Origin of the sequence: Bacillus sp. FSL R10-2780, assembly GCF_038006125.1 — a bacterium.
GTDB classification, from domain to species: Bacteria; Bacillota; Bacilli; order Bacillales; family Bacillaceae_G; genus Bacillus_A; species Bacillus_A cereus_U.
This window is the reverse complement of the sequence record NZ_JBBOUQ010000001.1, coordinates 2,840,072-2,852,671: the sequence shown is the minus strand read 5'-3', so window position 1 is coordinate 2,852,671 and position 12,600 is coordinate 2,840,072. Positions and strand designations below refer to the sequence as shown.

Sequence of the window (12,600 nt, the reverse complement as noted above, 5' to 3'; positions counted from 1 at the left end):
ATTAAGTTTGTGTATACAGTTGTTTTTGTGGAACTTTACAAAACTTTTACAAACAATTAAAACCGAATTAATAGTTTAGCAGTATTCTTATATCTGTAATCCTGTTATTTCCGGTTACTTCTAGGAGGAAGAACACGTGAAATGGATGAGCGCATCGATTAAAGTTTGGACATTATCGACATGTTTCCTTTGTTTTAATATGTCTACTGCATTCGCTACAAATGAAATGGGAGAAGTGAGAGTTGATGGATCCTCAACGGTTTTTCCTATTATAGAGGCAGTGGCAGAGGAATATACAAAGGCCCATCCAAACGTGAAAATTTCTATTAGTATCTCTGGGACAGGAGGAGGATTTAATCGTTTCAGTAAAGGAGAAGTAGATATAAACAATGCTTCGAGATTGATGAAACCGGTAGAAGAAAATGCAATGCAGAAAAACTCCATTCAATTTACACCATTTGAGGTTGCTTATGATGGTCTAACGATTGTTGTGAATCGTCAAAATACGTGGATAAACAATATGAAGATAGACGAGTTACGTCTATTATGGAGTGAAAATGGAAGATTGAAACGATGGTCACAAATTCATTCATCATGGCCACGTGAACAAGTTAAATTTTATGCGCCAGGCGTAGACTCTGGTACTTATGATTATTTCCAAAATGTTGTCTTACAAAATAATCGCCTTGTAAAAACGGTTTCTTTGTCTGAAGACGATCAAGTTATTATGCAAGGGGTAATGAATGATAAAAATGCCATTGCTTTTGTAGGATATGCTTATTATATGGCCAATCGAGATAAGGTAAAAGCAATACAGGTGGATGGTGTATTTCCAACGAAAGAGACCATTCAATCGGGTACGTATAAGCCATTATCTAGGCCGCTATTTACGTATGTGAATCATGCATCTATCAGAAATAAAATTAATGTAGCAAATTATGTTGAGTTTATGATTAAGCATGTTGGAAGTCTTGCTGAAGAGGTCGGATATGTAAAATTACCAAAAGAAAAATATAATGAACAGCTGCGAATGTTAACAGAAATAAAAAGGTAATGTCAGGGTGGAAAGGGGTTTTCATCTTTGGCTCATAATGACAAAAGTCAAATTACATTTTCTGTACAACATTTGATTGAGAGAAATACAAATAGAAGAAAAAAAACGCAGCGAATCAATCGAATTGTTCCGTTAATACTAAAAGTCATTGCTAGCGTGTCCATTGTAACGACACTTGGAATTATTATTACGTTGGCAAATGAAACAATCATGTTTTTTCAAAAGATATCATTGTATTCTTTTTTGACAGAGAAAGAATGGTTACCTTTTTTTGAAGATCCGAAATTCGGTATATTACCACTTATATGTGGAACAATCCTTGTAACAGCAATTGCCATGTTCGTAGCAATTCCTATTGGTTTAGGTTGTGCCGTGTTTTTAAGCGAATACGCTTCGAATGGCGCTCGGAAAATATTAAAACCGTTGTTAGAGCTACTAGCAGGCATCCCGACAATTGTATATGGTTTTTTCGCGTTAACAGTTGTCACGCCACTTTTACAACGCGTTATACCAGATTTGCAGTTTTTTAATGCTATTAGTCCGGGTATTGTTATAGGGTTCATGATGATCCCGACGATTGCGTCTCTCTCTGAAGATGCGATGAGAGCTGTAGAAAAAGGAATTAAAGAAGCCTCATTAGCGCTAGGAGCGACTCGTTTTGAGATGGTAAAACAAGTGGTGTTTCCATCGGCTTTTACGGGCATAATGGCAGCGATTATATTAGCAGCTTCTCGAGCAATTGGTGAAACGATGATTGTTGTTATTGCAGCTGGATCAACACCTAATGTATCGATAGATCCGACTCATTCTATTCAAACATTAACAGCCTATATTGTACAAGTGAGTTTAGGTGATGCTCCGCACGGAACGATTACTTATTACAGCATGTATGCTGTAGGTGCAACGTTATTTATGTTTACTTTTATTATGAATATCATTTCGCAATATATTATGCGCCGTTTTAGGAGGGTGACATAATATGCGAATGTTAAACCATAAAAAAATACAAGAAAATATGGCATCGCGTTTTTTAAAGGATCGGATTTACAAGTGTTTGTTTTATATAGCAATTTTGTTTTCGGTAGTAATACTTTTTATATTGCTTTTTCAAATTTTTGAAAAAGGTATAAGTTATCTTTCAATAGATTTCTTTACAAACTTCGCCTCACGTAATCCGAGAGAAGCTGGGATTGTTGCTGCTTTGTCAGGAACAATACTATTTATGAGCATTGTTATACCGGTCTCTTTTATATTTGGAGTCGGAACAGCTCTTTATTTAGAGCATTATGCGAAGGAGTCCATTTTTAAAAAGTTAATTGAATTAAATAATCAAACATTAGCAGGGGTACCTTCCGTTGTGTTTGGTTTACTCGGGTTAACTATTTTCGTATACGCTCTCCATTTAGGAGAGAGCATAATTGCAGCGGCACTGACGATGAGTTTACTCGTCTTACCAACTGTTGTTGTAGCTAGTCAAGAAGCGATTCGAACTGTGCCGAGCTCATTACTAGAGGCTTCTTACGGATTAGGTGCTACGAAGTGGCAAACGATGTATCACATTGTATTGCCAGTAGCTTTACCAGGGATTGTAACGGGATGTACGTTAGCGGTATCGAGAGCAATTGGTGAGGCAGCACCATTATTAGTCATTGGGGCTCTTGCCTTTGCAAATTATGTTCCGTTCAGTATGTTTGATAGATTTACGGTTTTACCAATTCAAATTTTTAATTGGATGAGTAGACCACAAGAAGAATTTCAGCATGTAGCAGCAGCTGGGATGATTGTTTTGCTAGGGTTGCTGCTCTTTATAAATATATTTGTCTTATGGTTACGAAATCGAAAATAAGTTGGAAGTGGATGAAAGGGGAATTCAAATGGTAGCAACAGTAGTAAATGTACAGGTGAAAAACGAGAAAAAGATTGAGACAGCACCAAAAAAAGTGGTATTTGATACGAAAAATTTAAATTTATGGTACGGAGAAGACCACGCTTTAAAAGATATCAACTTAAGTATTCATGAGAATGAAGTAACAGCGATTATCGGTCCAAGTGGTTGTGGTAAATCAACGTACTTAAAAACACTAAATCGTATGGTAGAGTTAGTGCCTATCGTTCGAACTACGGGCGTTATCGAATATAGAGAACGAAACATATTCGAAAAGTCATATCCGGTTGAAGAATTGCGTACGCATGTGGGAATGGTGTTCCAAAAGCCAAATCCATTCCCAAAATCTATTTATGAAAATGTAGCATATGGCCCGAAAATCCATGGTGTTCGTGACAAAAAAACACTTGATGAAATCGTTGAGAACAGCTTACGCGGAGCAGCTATTTGGGATGAGTTAAAAGATCGTTTGCACGATAATGCATACGGTTTATCTGGTGGACAGCAACAGCGCCTATGTATTGCACGCTGCTTAGCGATTGAGCCAGACGTAATTTTAATGGATGAGCCAACGTCGGCGCTAGATCCAATTTCAACATCAAAAGTAGAAGAGCTAATTCAGGAATTAAAGAAAGATTTTAGTATTGTTATCGTGACGCACAATATGCAACAAGCAGCACGTATTTCAGATAAAACCGCTTTCTTCTTAAGTGGAGAAGTTGTGGAATATACAGATACGAACAAGTTATTTACAACACCTACAGATAAGCGTACAGAAGACTACATTACAGGACGATTTGGTTGATATTGCTGTAAGGCTAAGAGGAAATGCTCTCTTAACAGAGGGCATTTCTCACTTTCACCTCATTCTAATAGGGGAGTAATATTTCTCTTTTCTCAAGGCTTAATAAACATACAAGAGGCTGGGTAGGGGATTTATATAAAATGGCACATAATATTGAGGGGGAAGAAACGATGGTAAGAGAACAGTTTCAATATGATTTAAAAACGTTACAGCAAAAGGTGATCGAGCTTGGTGAATTAGCAAGGGAAGCTTTATTGATTGCTATGGAAGGTCTTCACAACAGGGATGTAGAGAAAGCGTTAGAAGTCATTGATGGGGATTATCGTATGGATAATTTAGAAGAGGAAATAAATGACCTTGCGCTTATGCTTATTACAAAGCAGCAGCCTGTAGCAAGTGATTTAAGAAGGATTTTCATTTCAATTAAAACAGCGACAGATTTAGAACGTATTGCAGACCATGCTGTTAATATTGCGAAATCAACAATTCGTCTTGGTGAAAAAGAAGTGGTCGTTAGCTTGCGTAATCTTGAGGAAATGTTTGAGATTGCTCATAAGATGTTAAATTTAGCATTAGAAGCATATGAGAAAGAAAATTTAACTTTTGCTAAACAAATTGCTGAAATGGATGATTCAGTTGATGAAATTTATGGGAAAGCGATTCGTGAATTTATTTCCTCTGTCCCTGGACAACCAGAAGCGATTACACAAATTACACAACTATCCTTTGTTGCAAGATATATTGAGCGTGTAGCAGACCATGTTACAAATATTGCTGAGAATGTATTTTATTTAGTAAAAGGAAAGCATTATTTATTGAATGAGTAGGGGAAAAAGTAGGTGATGAGAAATCACCTGCTTTTTTTAGTCAAAACATGACAAAAAAAGCTCGTTGTTTCCTTTAGTCTATGATGATAAGATGTATCATAATTAATGGAAAAATAAGTACATATGTGTTAGTTACGTCTTATTAATTATTTTACTAAGTTAATGGTAAGCGCTTTCTTTTTTATCGGGAGTTAAAAGGTACATTTATTCATAAAGTGAGGCTTTAATTAGTGGGGCTGTCTCTCACTGATTGTTAGATCATACCAAAACGGACTTTTCCTGCAGTTAATGTGGGATAAATGATATACGGAGTTCTTGAACATTATATAAGTGGAGGCTGAAGTATATGAAGGGGGTTATTTTAGCTGGAGGAAAAGGGAGACGTCTTAGACCATTAACATGTAATACTCCAAAACCGATGTTACCATTGTTAGAAAAACCAGTTCTTGAATATAATATTGAATTATTACGTCAGCATGGTATTCGTGAAATTGCGATTACAGTTCAATATATGAGTACTGCCATTAAGCAATACTTTGGTGATGGTAGTAAGTGGGGAGTTAACTTGTATTATTTTGAAGATTCTCCTCCGCTTGGAACAGCAGGGAGCATTAAGCAAGCGGAAAGTTTTTTAGATGAAACATTTGTTGTTATTAGTGGGGATGCATTAACTGACTTTCAATTATCAGAAGGAATTGCATTTCATGAACAGAAGAAGAGAATGGTAACGATGTTTGCGAAAGAAGTAGAAAACCCACTCTCATTTGGGTTAGTTGTAATGAATAAAGAACAAGAAATTATACGATATATAGAAAAACCGAGCTGGAATGAGGTAGTTTCTAATATTGTGAATACAGGTATTTATATAATGGAGCCAGAAATCTTTTCTTACATACCATCCATGGAATTTTCGGATTTCAGTCATGATGTGTTTCCGTTATTGGCGAATAAAAATGCTTTATTTGCATATTTATCAGAAGACTATTGGCTAGATATTGGTACATTTGATCAATATCGGCAAGCTCAATTCGATTTGTTGACGAAAAAATTGAAGGTGCCTATTCCATATACAGAAGTATTACCAATGGTGTGGATGGGAGAAGGTGTAACGATAGGAAAAGGAACGAAAATTCATGGTCCTTCTTTTATTGGAGAAGGAGCAATGATTGGTGCGGGGGCTGTAATTGAACCGTACTCTATTATCGGGAAAAATAGTATCGTTTCAAGTTATTCTCATCTTCAAAAAAGTATCATTTTTGCAAACGCTCATATAGGAAAAAATTGTGAGTTGCTAGAAACAACAATAGGAGATCATACAATGGTCGAAGATGATGTTACACTTTTCCAAAAAAGTATTGTAGCGGACCATTGTCATATAGGGAAAAGTACAGTAATTAAGCAAAAAGGAAAAATATGGCCATATAAGGAGATAGATAGTCATTCGATAGTAGGTTCTGCCGGTGTTAAAGAGAGTGAAAAGAGTGCAGGGTGGTTACAAAAAAGCCGGATTGTAGGAAGGGGTAATGTTGAAATTACTCCTCAATTTATTGTGAAAGTTGCAATGGCTTATGGATCTCTTTTTGCCAAAGGAGAGAGTATATTGATTGGAAGTCAGGAAAATATAGAAACAACTTCCTTTAAAAATTTATTCCTCCATGCCATTCATGGCAGCGGGATTCATACGATGGAATGTAAAGAAATGAATGAGTCGCTTTTTCAGTATGCCATTCATAATTTGCAATGTGCAGGTGGAGTTTTCGTTCAAGTGGAAAGCGAAAGAGGGATTGTTATACAATTGTATGGTAAGGAGGGCTCATTTTTAACGTATAAGCAGCAAAAAGCGATAGAACAAGTATATATGTCTGAGTCGTTTTATTACGCTTGTGAGAAAGAAATGGGACGAAATAAGCTAGTTCACGTTTCTGTAAATAATTATGTAGAAGCTGTGTTAGAGCGTATTGATATTGAAACGATACAAAAACAGAAGTTTCATCTCCTTATTAATAAGAGAAATGATATGTTACAACATTTACTTATGCTCTTTCTACAAAGGCTTGGATGCACAGTTACATGGATTTATGCGAGTGAACAAAAAGATCATGTGAAAGCTCTGATGAAATCGAGTAAAGCAAATATGGCGCTTATGTTTTCTGAACATGGAAATCGCTTCGAATTATATGACACTCACAGCAATATTTACCAAGGAACTGATTTTGAAGAAGTAGATATTCCGGATTTATTACTCGAATCAGCAGATAATGTTTACCCGATGTCTTTGAAATTAGGGGAATGTTATCTCCTCTTTTATATGCATAATGAAAAAAACTCTTTTCAAATAAGATGGAAGCGAGATATTTTATATCGAATTGGAAAATTATTTGAATTAATAGCGTTGCAAGGAAAAACATTACTTAGCATAGCAGAGCAATCACCTCCACTGTATCTACTTTATGATGAAGTTGTATGTTCATGGAAGGAAAAAGGGAAAGTAATGAGGAAATTATTGGCCGATATGGAAATAAAAGAAGAAGGTATATTTGAAGGGATACAGTTCAAATATACAGAAAAAGAGTGGTCTTATATCGTTTCTGATACAAAACAACCAAAATTTTTGGTGTATTCACATGCTAGAAACCCAGTGATAGCAAGAGAAAACATGAAAAATCTTATAGAAAAAATTAGACAATATCAAAAGGTGTAGAATTTTTATTTTAAAAGTGGTATTATAGTATAGTCTGATTTAAGTTATTAGTGACTGGAGGGAAATAAGAATGCGTGTGAATATTACTCTAGCATGTACAGAATGCGGAGATCGTAACTATATCTCAAAGAAAAATAAACGTAACAACGCTGAGCGTATCGAGCTTAAAAAGTATTGCAAGCGTGACAAGAAGTCTACGTTACACCGTGAAACAAAGTAAGCAGTAGGAATATTTTCCTACTGTTTCTTTTTTTTTTAGGCGATTCCTACGTAAAAGTGATACACTATCCTCGTAGAGTAAAGTGTCACTGCAAGGGGGAGAAGTGTGTGAAAGAAGAGAAAATACGTTTACGCAAACAAATAATAGAACACATGAATTCTTTATCTGAAGAACAGTATACAACTTTATCGGAACAAATTGCCGTTTCGGCGTATGGACAAAAAGAGTGGGTTGAAGCTAAAACAATTGGAATCACTCTCTCGATGGAGCAAGAAGTGAATACATATCCTATTATCGAAAAAGCTTGGGAAGAAGGAAAGAAAATTGTTGTTCCGAAGTGTAATAAAGGGGCAAGAACGATGTCTTTCCGGCGAATTAGTGATTTTAACCAATTAGAAACAGTATATATGAATTTACGTGAACCGATTCCAGGGCTTACGGAAGAAGTAAATGCGTGTGAAATTGATCTTCTTATCGTGCCAGGAGTAGCTTATACACAGCGAGGAGAACGGATTGGATATGGCGGTGGCTACTATGATCGTTATCTCGTGCACTATAAAGGGAAAACGCTATCATTAGCTTATGATTTTCAAATTGTAAAACATATTCCGGTCGAGCCATTTGATAAAAATGTAGAGAAAATTATTACAGAAAAAGGAACAATGGTTATAAATGGGCTTGTATAGACAAATAAAAATTGACGAGACTTTTTCTTCTTGATTATAATAAAATATGTGAACGTTTTCTTATTATAATTTTTTTATAGTAAGTGAGCATAGAGGGTGATAAAATGATATCCATTTATGATATTCAGCAATTGTTAAAGAAATTTGGCACGATTATTTATACGGGTAATCGCATTGCTGATTTACAATTAATGCAAGATGAATTGCGTGAATTAAATCAATCACAGCTAATCGATCCACAAGACTATCAAACAGCTTTATTTTTGTTGAAGCAAGAAATTCAAAAAGAGATAAATAAGAATTAGATAAAGGTAGGTACGTAACATGGAAGAGAAATGGTTAGTTGGTGTTGACCTTGGTGGTACAACGATTAAATTAGCATTTATTAATGTGTACGGTGAAATTTTACATAAGTGGGAAATCCCTACGAATACGAATGAACAAGGAAAACATATTACACTTGATGTAGCGAAAGCTATTGATAAAAAGTTAGAAGAATTAGGTGAATTAAAAAGCAAGCTAATTGGTATTGGTATGGGAGCTCCTGGTCCTGTACATGTGGCATCTGGAATGATTTATGAAGCGGTTAATTTAGGATGGAAAAACTATCCGTTAAAAGACTTGCTAGAAGTAGAAACAGGATTACCTGTTGTGATTGATAATGATGCAAACTTAGCGGCGCTTGGTGAAATGTGGAAAGGTGCTGGCGAAGGAGCAAAAGATTTAATTTGTATGACACTTGGCACTGGTGTTGGTGGTGGTGTTATCGCCAATGGTGAGATTGTACATGGTATAAGCGGTGCTGCTGGTGAGATTGGACATATTACAGTTGTTACAGAGAACGCTTTTCCATGTAATTGCGGGAAGTCGGGTTGCTTAGAAACAGTAGTCTCTGCAACAGGTATTGTGCGTGTTGCTATGCAAAAAATACAAGAGACAGATAAAGAAAGTGTTTTACGTTCTATGTTAGCAGAAGAAGGGCTTATTACATCAAAAGATGTGTTTGAAGCGCTTGGACAAGGTGACGAACTAGCAGGTGAAGTAGTGGAAAAAGTAGCTTCTTATTTAGGATTAGCTGTAGCGAACCTTGCTAGTACGTTGAACCCAGAGAAAATCGTAATTGGTGGTGGCGTATCCAAAGCTGGAGATGCACTATTAGAGCCAATTCAACGTTATTTCGAGCAATATGCTTTCTCTCGTGCTGTAAAGAGCACAAAGTTAGCAATTGCAATACTTGGTAATGATGCAGGTGTAATTGGAGGAGCGTGGCTTGTAAAAAAGCACAAATACGAGGCGAAGATGATATAAGTTGTGAATAATGAGAAGAGGAAGGGGCCCCCTTCCTCTTTTTATGCAAGATCTTGTTGGAGAATAAAAATGTAAATGGATTAAGCTGCTGGTGGGTACCCATTATATAGAACAGTCATGATTGTAAACCATCCGAAAACAAGTACGGTTGCAATAGCGAAGCCGCCCGCGAATAAGTTTTTTTCGCGAAGTGTTCTAAGCGTAGCAAATACAGCTAACAGAGTGACTAGCGTAAAAATAATAACAAGGCCCATACAATATCCTCCTCTGTCTACTCATTCCTTAGGATGAGTTTTTAGAATATTTACTCTTTTATATTGTACATGTTTTAAAAATGATTGTCGAGATAACACCCCTTCTTTTCCTAAGAGAAAGAAATGTTGTATCATTAAAAGTAAATTAAATAACTGGAGGAGATTTTCATATGAAATGGATACAAATGCCGTTAGGCCCATTACAAACAAATGCTTATATTTTAACGAATGATCAAAATGAGTGTATTATCTTTGATCCTGGCCATGAAGGAGAGAAACTTGTTACATATTTACAAGAAGCACAGTTAAAACCACTTGCGGTTTTATTAACACATGCTCATTTCGATCATATCGGTGCTGTTGATGCGGTGAGAGACGCTTTTCATATTCCTGTATACGTACATAAAGAAGAAGCGGATTGGTTAGGTGATGCAACTGTGAATGGCTCGCAAATTTTTATGATGAACCGCAGTATTACAGCAAAACCAGCAGATCATATTATTGACGAAGAGGGTACATTAACGATCGGTTCTTTTAGTTTTGAAATTTTTGAGACACCAGGACATTCTCCAGGAAGTATTTCTTATTATAGTAAAGAAGCGAATGCTGTATTTTCTGGAGATGTATTGTTCCAAATGAGTATTGGAAGAACGGATTTACCTGGTGGAAGTTTTGCTGAATTAATTGGAAGTATTGAAGAGAAATTATTTGTATTACCAGATGAAACAGCGGTGCTATGTGGACACGGTCCAGAAACAAGTATTGGTTTTGAAAAAGAAAATAATCCATTTTTACAATAAGGAGTCATTATGGGGATGGAGCTCATTTTAAGAGAATGGATGGGAAAAGAAAAGGATCATTCGATTTCATATAGTACGTATATGAACCTCGTATTATATGCAGAGGAACATGGGTATTATATGAGAGAACGTGAAAAAATTGGCAGACAGGGAGATTTTTTTACGAGTAGCAATGTATCTTCTGTATTTGCGAAGACTTTTGCTAAGTTTTTTATTCGGCTTGTTGAAAAGGGAGAAGTTTCTCCAAATATTTGTGAGATTGGTGGGGGAACAGGAAAGTTTGCCTATGATATTTTACAAGAATGGAAACAATTATCTCCGGAAACCTTTATCAATTTAAACTATTCAATTATTGAAGTGAGCCCTTTTCATAGAAGGCTACAACAGGAGAAGCTTTGTTTATTTGATAATGTGTCGTATTATACATCTTATATTGAAATGGGAGAGTCTTTCGAAGGAATTATTTTTTCGAATGAATTATTTGATGCGTTTCCTGTTGAGATAGTTGAGAAAAGAAATGGAATTTTGTATGAAGTACGTATCACGTATACAGATGAGGGAAACCTTACAGAAGTATTTAGACCGATAGAGAAAAGAGTCGGTCGTTACTTATTGAAATATAACATTCATATTGCTGAGGGACAGCGCTTTGAAGTGCCTATTGCAATGGAAGAGTATATAGAAGAGATTGCGAAATGGTTTCAGAAAGGTATATGTATTACAGTTGATTATGGATATACAAAAGAAGAATGGATGCATCCTGCACATCATGAAGGAAGTTTAAGAGGATATTATAAGCATAAGCTAATTCGTAATCCGCTTGCATATCCAGGAGAAATGGACCTTACTACGCACGTTCATTGGGATGAGTTGAAGATGAATTTTGAGCTACAAGGAATTAATACGATATGGCATAGGAAGCAATCAGAGTTTTTGTTAGCAGCAGGAATATTAGATCAGCTTGCTAGCCATCAAGATACCAACCCTTTTTCTGAAACTCAAAAACGAAATCGAGCAGTTCGTTCTATGATTTTGAACGGAAGCTTAGGAAGTGCCTTTGATGTTGTTATGCACACGAAAGATATGAAGAATTTACTTTTGAATCAATATTTAACAATATGAAAAAAACAAGACACAGTATATTTCTGTGTCTTGTTTTTTAATACGACTTTTAATTATGTAGCATTATATATTTTCTCTCATGATATATATTTATATTAAAGATATGAGATGAAAAATATAGAATACGTTCTTTTTCTCTGCCTATAGGTCCCTAACCTAATAATACGCGAACGAGTTGAATAATTGTTTCGTTTTCTACTTTGTAGTAAATTTCCAATCCTTTTCTTTCACTAGAAACGATTTTAGCACTTTTTAACTTTGCTAAATGCTGTGAAATTGTAGATTGTGGCATGTTTAAGCCTGTGTACATTGTAGAAACGTTGCTTGGGCCACGTTCAATTAATCCCTTTACAATACATAAGCGAACAGGATGAGCAAGCACTTTCAATAATTCTGCATTGCTTTCATAAAGTTCTATTTCTTTTTGAAAGGTTTCTAACATGTTCTTTTCCACCTCCGTGTGAGCTGTTATACCATACTATACATACCAAAAAATTAAAGAAAAGAAAACAGTTGTTGCAGAAAAAAAGTCCTAAAGTAAAGAAATTGTAAGAAAAGAGACCCTGATGTAAATAAAATAGATAAATTTGCACAGTTTTGTAAAATGACATTTTTGGGTGAAAATTTTGATGCGTTTCAAAAATTGAAAGATATAGATATATTCGTAACACAATTTTATCATGATTTTCTTATTCTTTCAAATGAATATACGAAATTTTTAAAATAATATGACAAAGGAATTATAATATTATATACAGAATATATAACAGGTTAAAAGAAAAGAAGCTGATTATGATCAGCTTCTTTATGATGATAATGAAATGTTTGGATGTAACTGATAAATCTTAGAATGAGCAAGTCATTAGTCATTTATTCTAGAGTTCATCTTTTTAAACAACTATTTTATTTGTTGAAGAATTTTATTATTCGTACACAGC

At 35.3% G+C, this 12,600-nt stretch carries 14 protein-coding genes; 12 read left to right on the top strand and 2 right to left on the bottom strand.

Annotated elements, in window-relative coordinates:
• Positions 1–136 precede the first annotated feature (136 nt).
• From NSQ47_RS14895 to glcK, 10 genes are all read left to right on the top strand, one after another.
• Positions 137–1,054 carry a PstS family phosphate ABC transporter substrate-binding protein gene (locus NSQ47_RS14895; RefSeq protein WP_341037238.1) on the top strand — a complete coding sequence of 306 codons (918 nt, stop codon included), beginning with the start codon at positions 137–139 and terminating at the stop codon, positions 1,052–1,054.
• A gap of 27 nt (positions 1,055–1,081) precedes the next feature.
• Complete coding sequence (gene pstC / locus NSQ47_RS14890) at positions 1,082–2,032, top strand: phosphate ABC transporter permease subunit PstC (protein ID WP_002199339.1); 951 nt, start codon at positions 1,082–1,084, stop codon at positions 2,030–2,032.
• A gap of 1 nt (position 2,033) precedes the next feature.
• Positions 2,034–2,900, top strand: a complete 867-nt coding sequence (pstA, locus tag NSQ47_RS14885; protein ID WP_002111858.1) for a phosphate ABC transporter permease PstA — start codon at positions 2,034–2,036, stop codon at positions 2,898–2,900.
• A gap of 28 nt (positions 2,901–2,928) precedes the next feature.
• Entirely contained in the window at positions 2,929–3,744 is an 816-nt protein-coding gene (gene pstB, locus NSQ47_RS14880) for a phosphate ABC transporter ATP-binding protein (protein ID WP_002160466.1), read from the top strand.
• Between the two features lie 170 nt (positions 3,745–3,914).
• Positions 3,915–4,571: a phosphate signaling complex protein PhoU gene (gene phoU / locus NSQ47_RS14875; protein ID WP_341038242.1), complete on the top strand. Its 657-nt coding sequence runs from the start codon at positions 3,915–3,917 to the stop codon at positions 4,569–4,571.
• A gap of 346 nt (positions 4,572–4,917) precedes the next feature.
• Positions 4,918–7,272: a sugar phosphate nucleotidyltransferase gene (locus tag NSQ47_RS14870; protein WP_002160468.1), complete on the top strand. Its 2,355-nt coding sequence runs from the start codon at positions 4,918–4,920 to the stop codon at positions 7,270–7,272.
• A gap of 70 nt (positions 7,273–7,342) precedes the next feature.
• Positions 7,343–7,492, top strand: coding sequence for a 50S ribosomal protein L33 (rpmG, locus tag NSQ47_RS14865; RefSeq protein WP_001265616.1), 150 nt, complete (start codon positions 7,343–7,345; stop codon positions 7,490–7,492).
• A 107-nt stretch (positions 7,493–7,599) separates the two neighbouring features.
• Positions 7,600–8,178 carry a 5-formyltetrahydrofolate cyclo-ligase gene (locus NSQ47_RS14860; protein WP_078180597.1) on the top strand — a complete coding sequence of 193 codons (579 nt, stop codon included), beginning with the start codon at positions 7,600–7,602 and terminating at the stop codon, positions 8,176–8,178.
• A 104-nt stretch (positions 8,179–8,282) separates the two neighbouring features.
• A complete protein-coding gene (locus NSQ47_RS14855) occupies positions 8,283–8,483 on the top strand; it encodes a YqgQ family protein (RefSeq protein WP_002160470.1) in 201 nt (66 codons plus the stop codon).
• A 19-nt stretch (positions 8,484–8,502) separates the two neighbouring features.
• Positions 8,503–9,486, top strand: a complete 984-nt coding sequence (gene glcK / locus NSQ47_RS14850; RefSeq protein WP_341037236.1) for a glucokinase — start codon at positions 8,503–8,505, stop codon at positions 9,484–9,486.
• Between the two features lie 80 nt (positions 9,487–9,566).
• Here the strand turns inward: glcK and NSQ47_RS14845 are convergent, their stop codons facing one another.
• Entirely contained in the window at positions 9,567–9,740 is a 174-nt protein-coding gene (locus tag NSQ47_RS14845) for a DUF2759 domain-containing protein (RefSeq protein WP_002111850.1), read from the bottom strand.
• Positions 9,741–9,910: 170 nt separating this feature from the next.
• Here NSQ47_RS14845 and NSQ47_RS14840 point away from each other — a divergent pair, with 170 nt between their 5' ends.
• Together NSQ47_RS14840 and NSQ47_RS14835 are read left to right on the top strand one after the other, a co-directional pair.
• A complete protein-coding gene (locus NSQ47_RS14840) occupies positions 9,911–10,540 on the top strand; it encodes an MBL fold metallo-hydrolase (RefSeq protein WP_002015137.1) in 630 nt (209 codons plus the stop codon).
• A gap of 9 nt (positions 10,541–10,549) precedes the next feature.
• Complete coding sequence (locus NSQ47_RS14835; protein ID WP_002160471.1) at positions 10,550–11,662, top strand: class I SAM-dependent methyltransferase; 1,113 nt, start codon at positions 10,550–10,552, stop codon at positions 11,660–11,662.
• 151 nt (positions 11,663–11,813) lie between these two features.
• On the opposite strand, the gene NSQ47_RS14830 is transcribed toward NSQ47_RS14835, so the two are convergent.
• Positions 11,814–12,104 carry an ArsR/SmtB family transcription factor gene (locus tag NSQ47_RS14830; RefSeq protein ID WP_000894375.1) on the bottom strand — a complete coding sequence of 97 codons (291 nt, stop codon included), beginning with the start codon at positions 12,102–12,104 and terminating at the stop codon, positions 11,814–11,816.
• Between the last annotated feature and the right edge of the window lie 496 nt (positions 12,105–12,600).

What these genes read in the sequence shown, in the direction of transcription:
- pstA (WP_002111858.1), top strand. Translation starts at nt 2,034, where the DNA reads ATGCGAATGTTAAACCATAAAAAAATACAAGAAAATATGGCATCGCGT.
- pstB (WP_002160466.1), top strand. Translation starts at nt 2,929, where the DNA reads ATGGTAGCAACAGTAGTAAATGTACAGGTGAAAAACGAGAAAAAGATT.
- phoU (WP_341038242.1), top strand. Translation starts at nt 3,915, where the DNA reads ATGGTAAGAGAACAGTTTCAATATGATTTAAAAACGTTACAGCAAAAG.
- NSQ47_RS14870 (WP_002160468.1), top strand. Translation starts at nt 4,918, where the DNA reads ATGAAGGGGGTTATTTTAGCTGGAGGAAAAGGGAGACGTCTTAGACCA.
- rpmG (WP_001265616.1), top strand. Translation starts at nt 7,343, where the DNA reads ATGCGTGTGAATATTACTCTAGCATGTACAGAATGCGGAGATCGTAAC.
- NSQ47_RS14855 (WP_002160470.1), top strand. Translation starts at nt 8,283, where the DNA reads ATGATATCCATTTATGATATTCAGCAATTGTTAAAGAAATTTGGCACG.
- glcK (WP_341037236.1), top strand. Translation starts at nt 8,503, where the DNA reads ATGGAAGAGAAATGGTTAGTTGGTGTTGACCTTGGTGGTACAACGATT.
- NSQ47_RS14845 (WP_002111850.1), bottom strand. Translation starts at nt 9,740, where the DNA reads ATGGGCCTTGTTATTATTTTTACGCTAGTCACTCTGTTAGCTGTATTT.
- NSQ47_RS14840 (WP_002015137.1), top strand. Translation starts at nt 9,911, where the DNA reads ATGAAATGGATACAAATGCCGTTAGGCCCATTACAAACAAATGCTTAT.
- NSQ47_RS14835 (WP_002160471.1), top strand. Translation starts at nt 10,550, where the DNA reads ATGGGGATGGAGCTCATTTTAAGAGAATGGATGGGAAAAGAAAAGGAT.
- NSQ47_RS14830 (WP_000894375.1), bottom strand. Translation starts at nt 12,104, where the DNA reads ATGTTAGAAACCTTTCAAAAAGAAATAGAACTTTATGAAAGCAATGCA.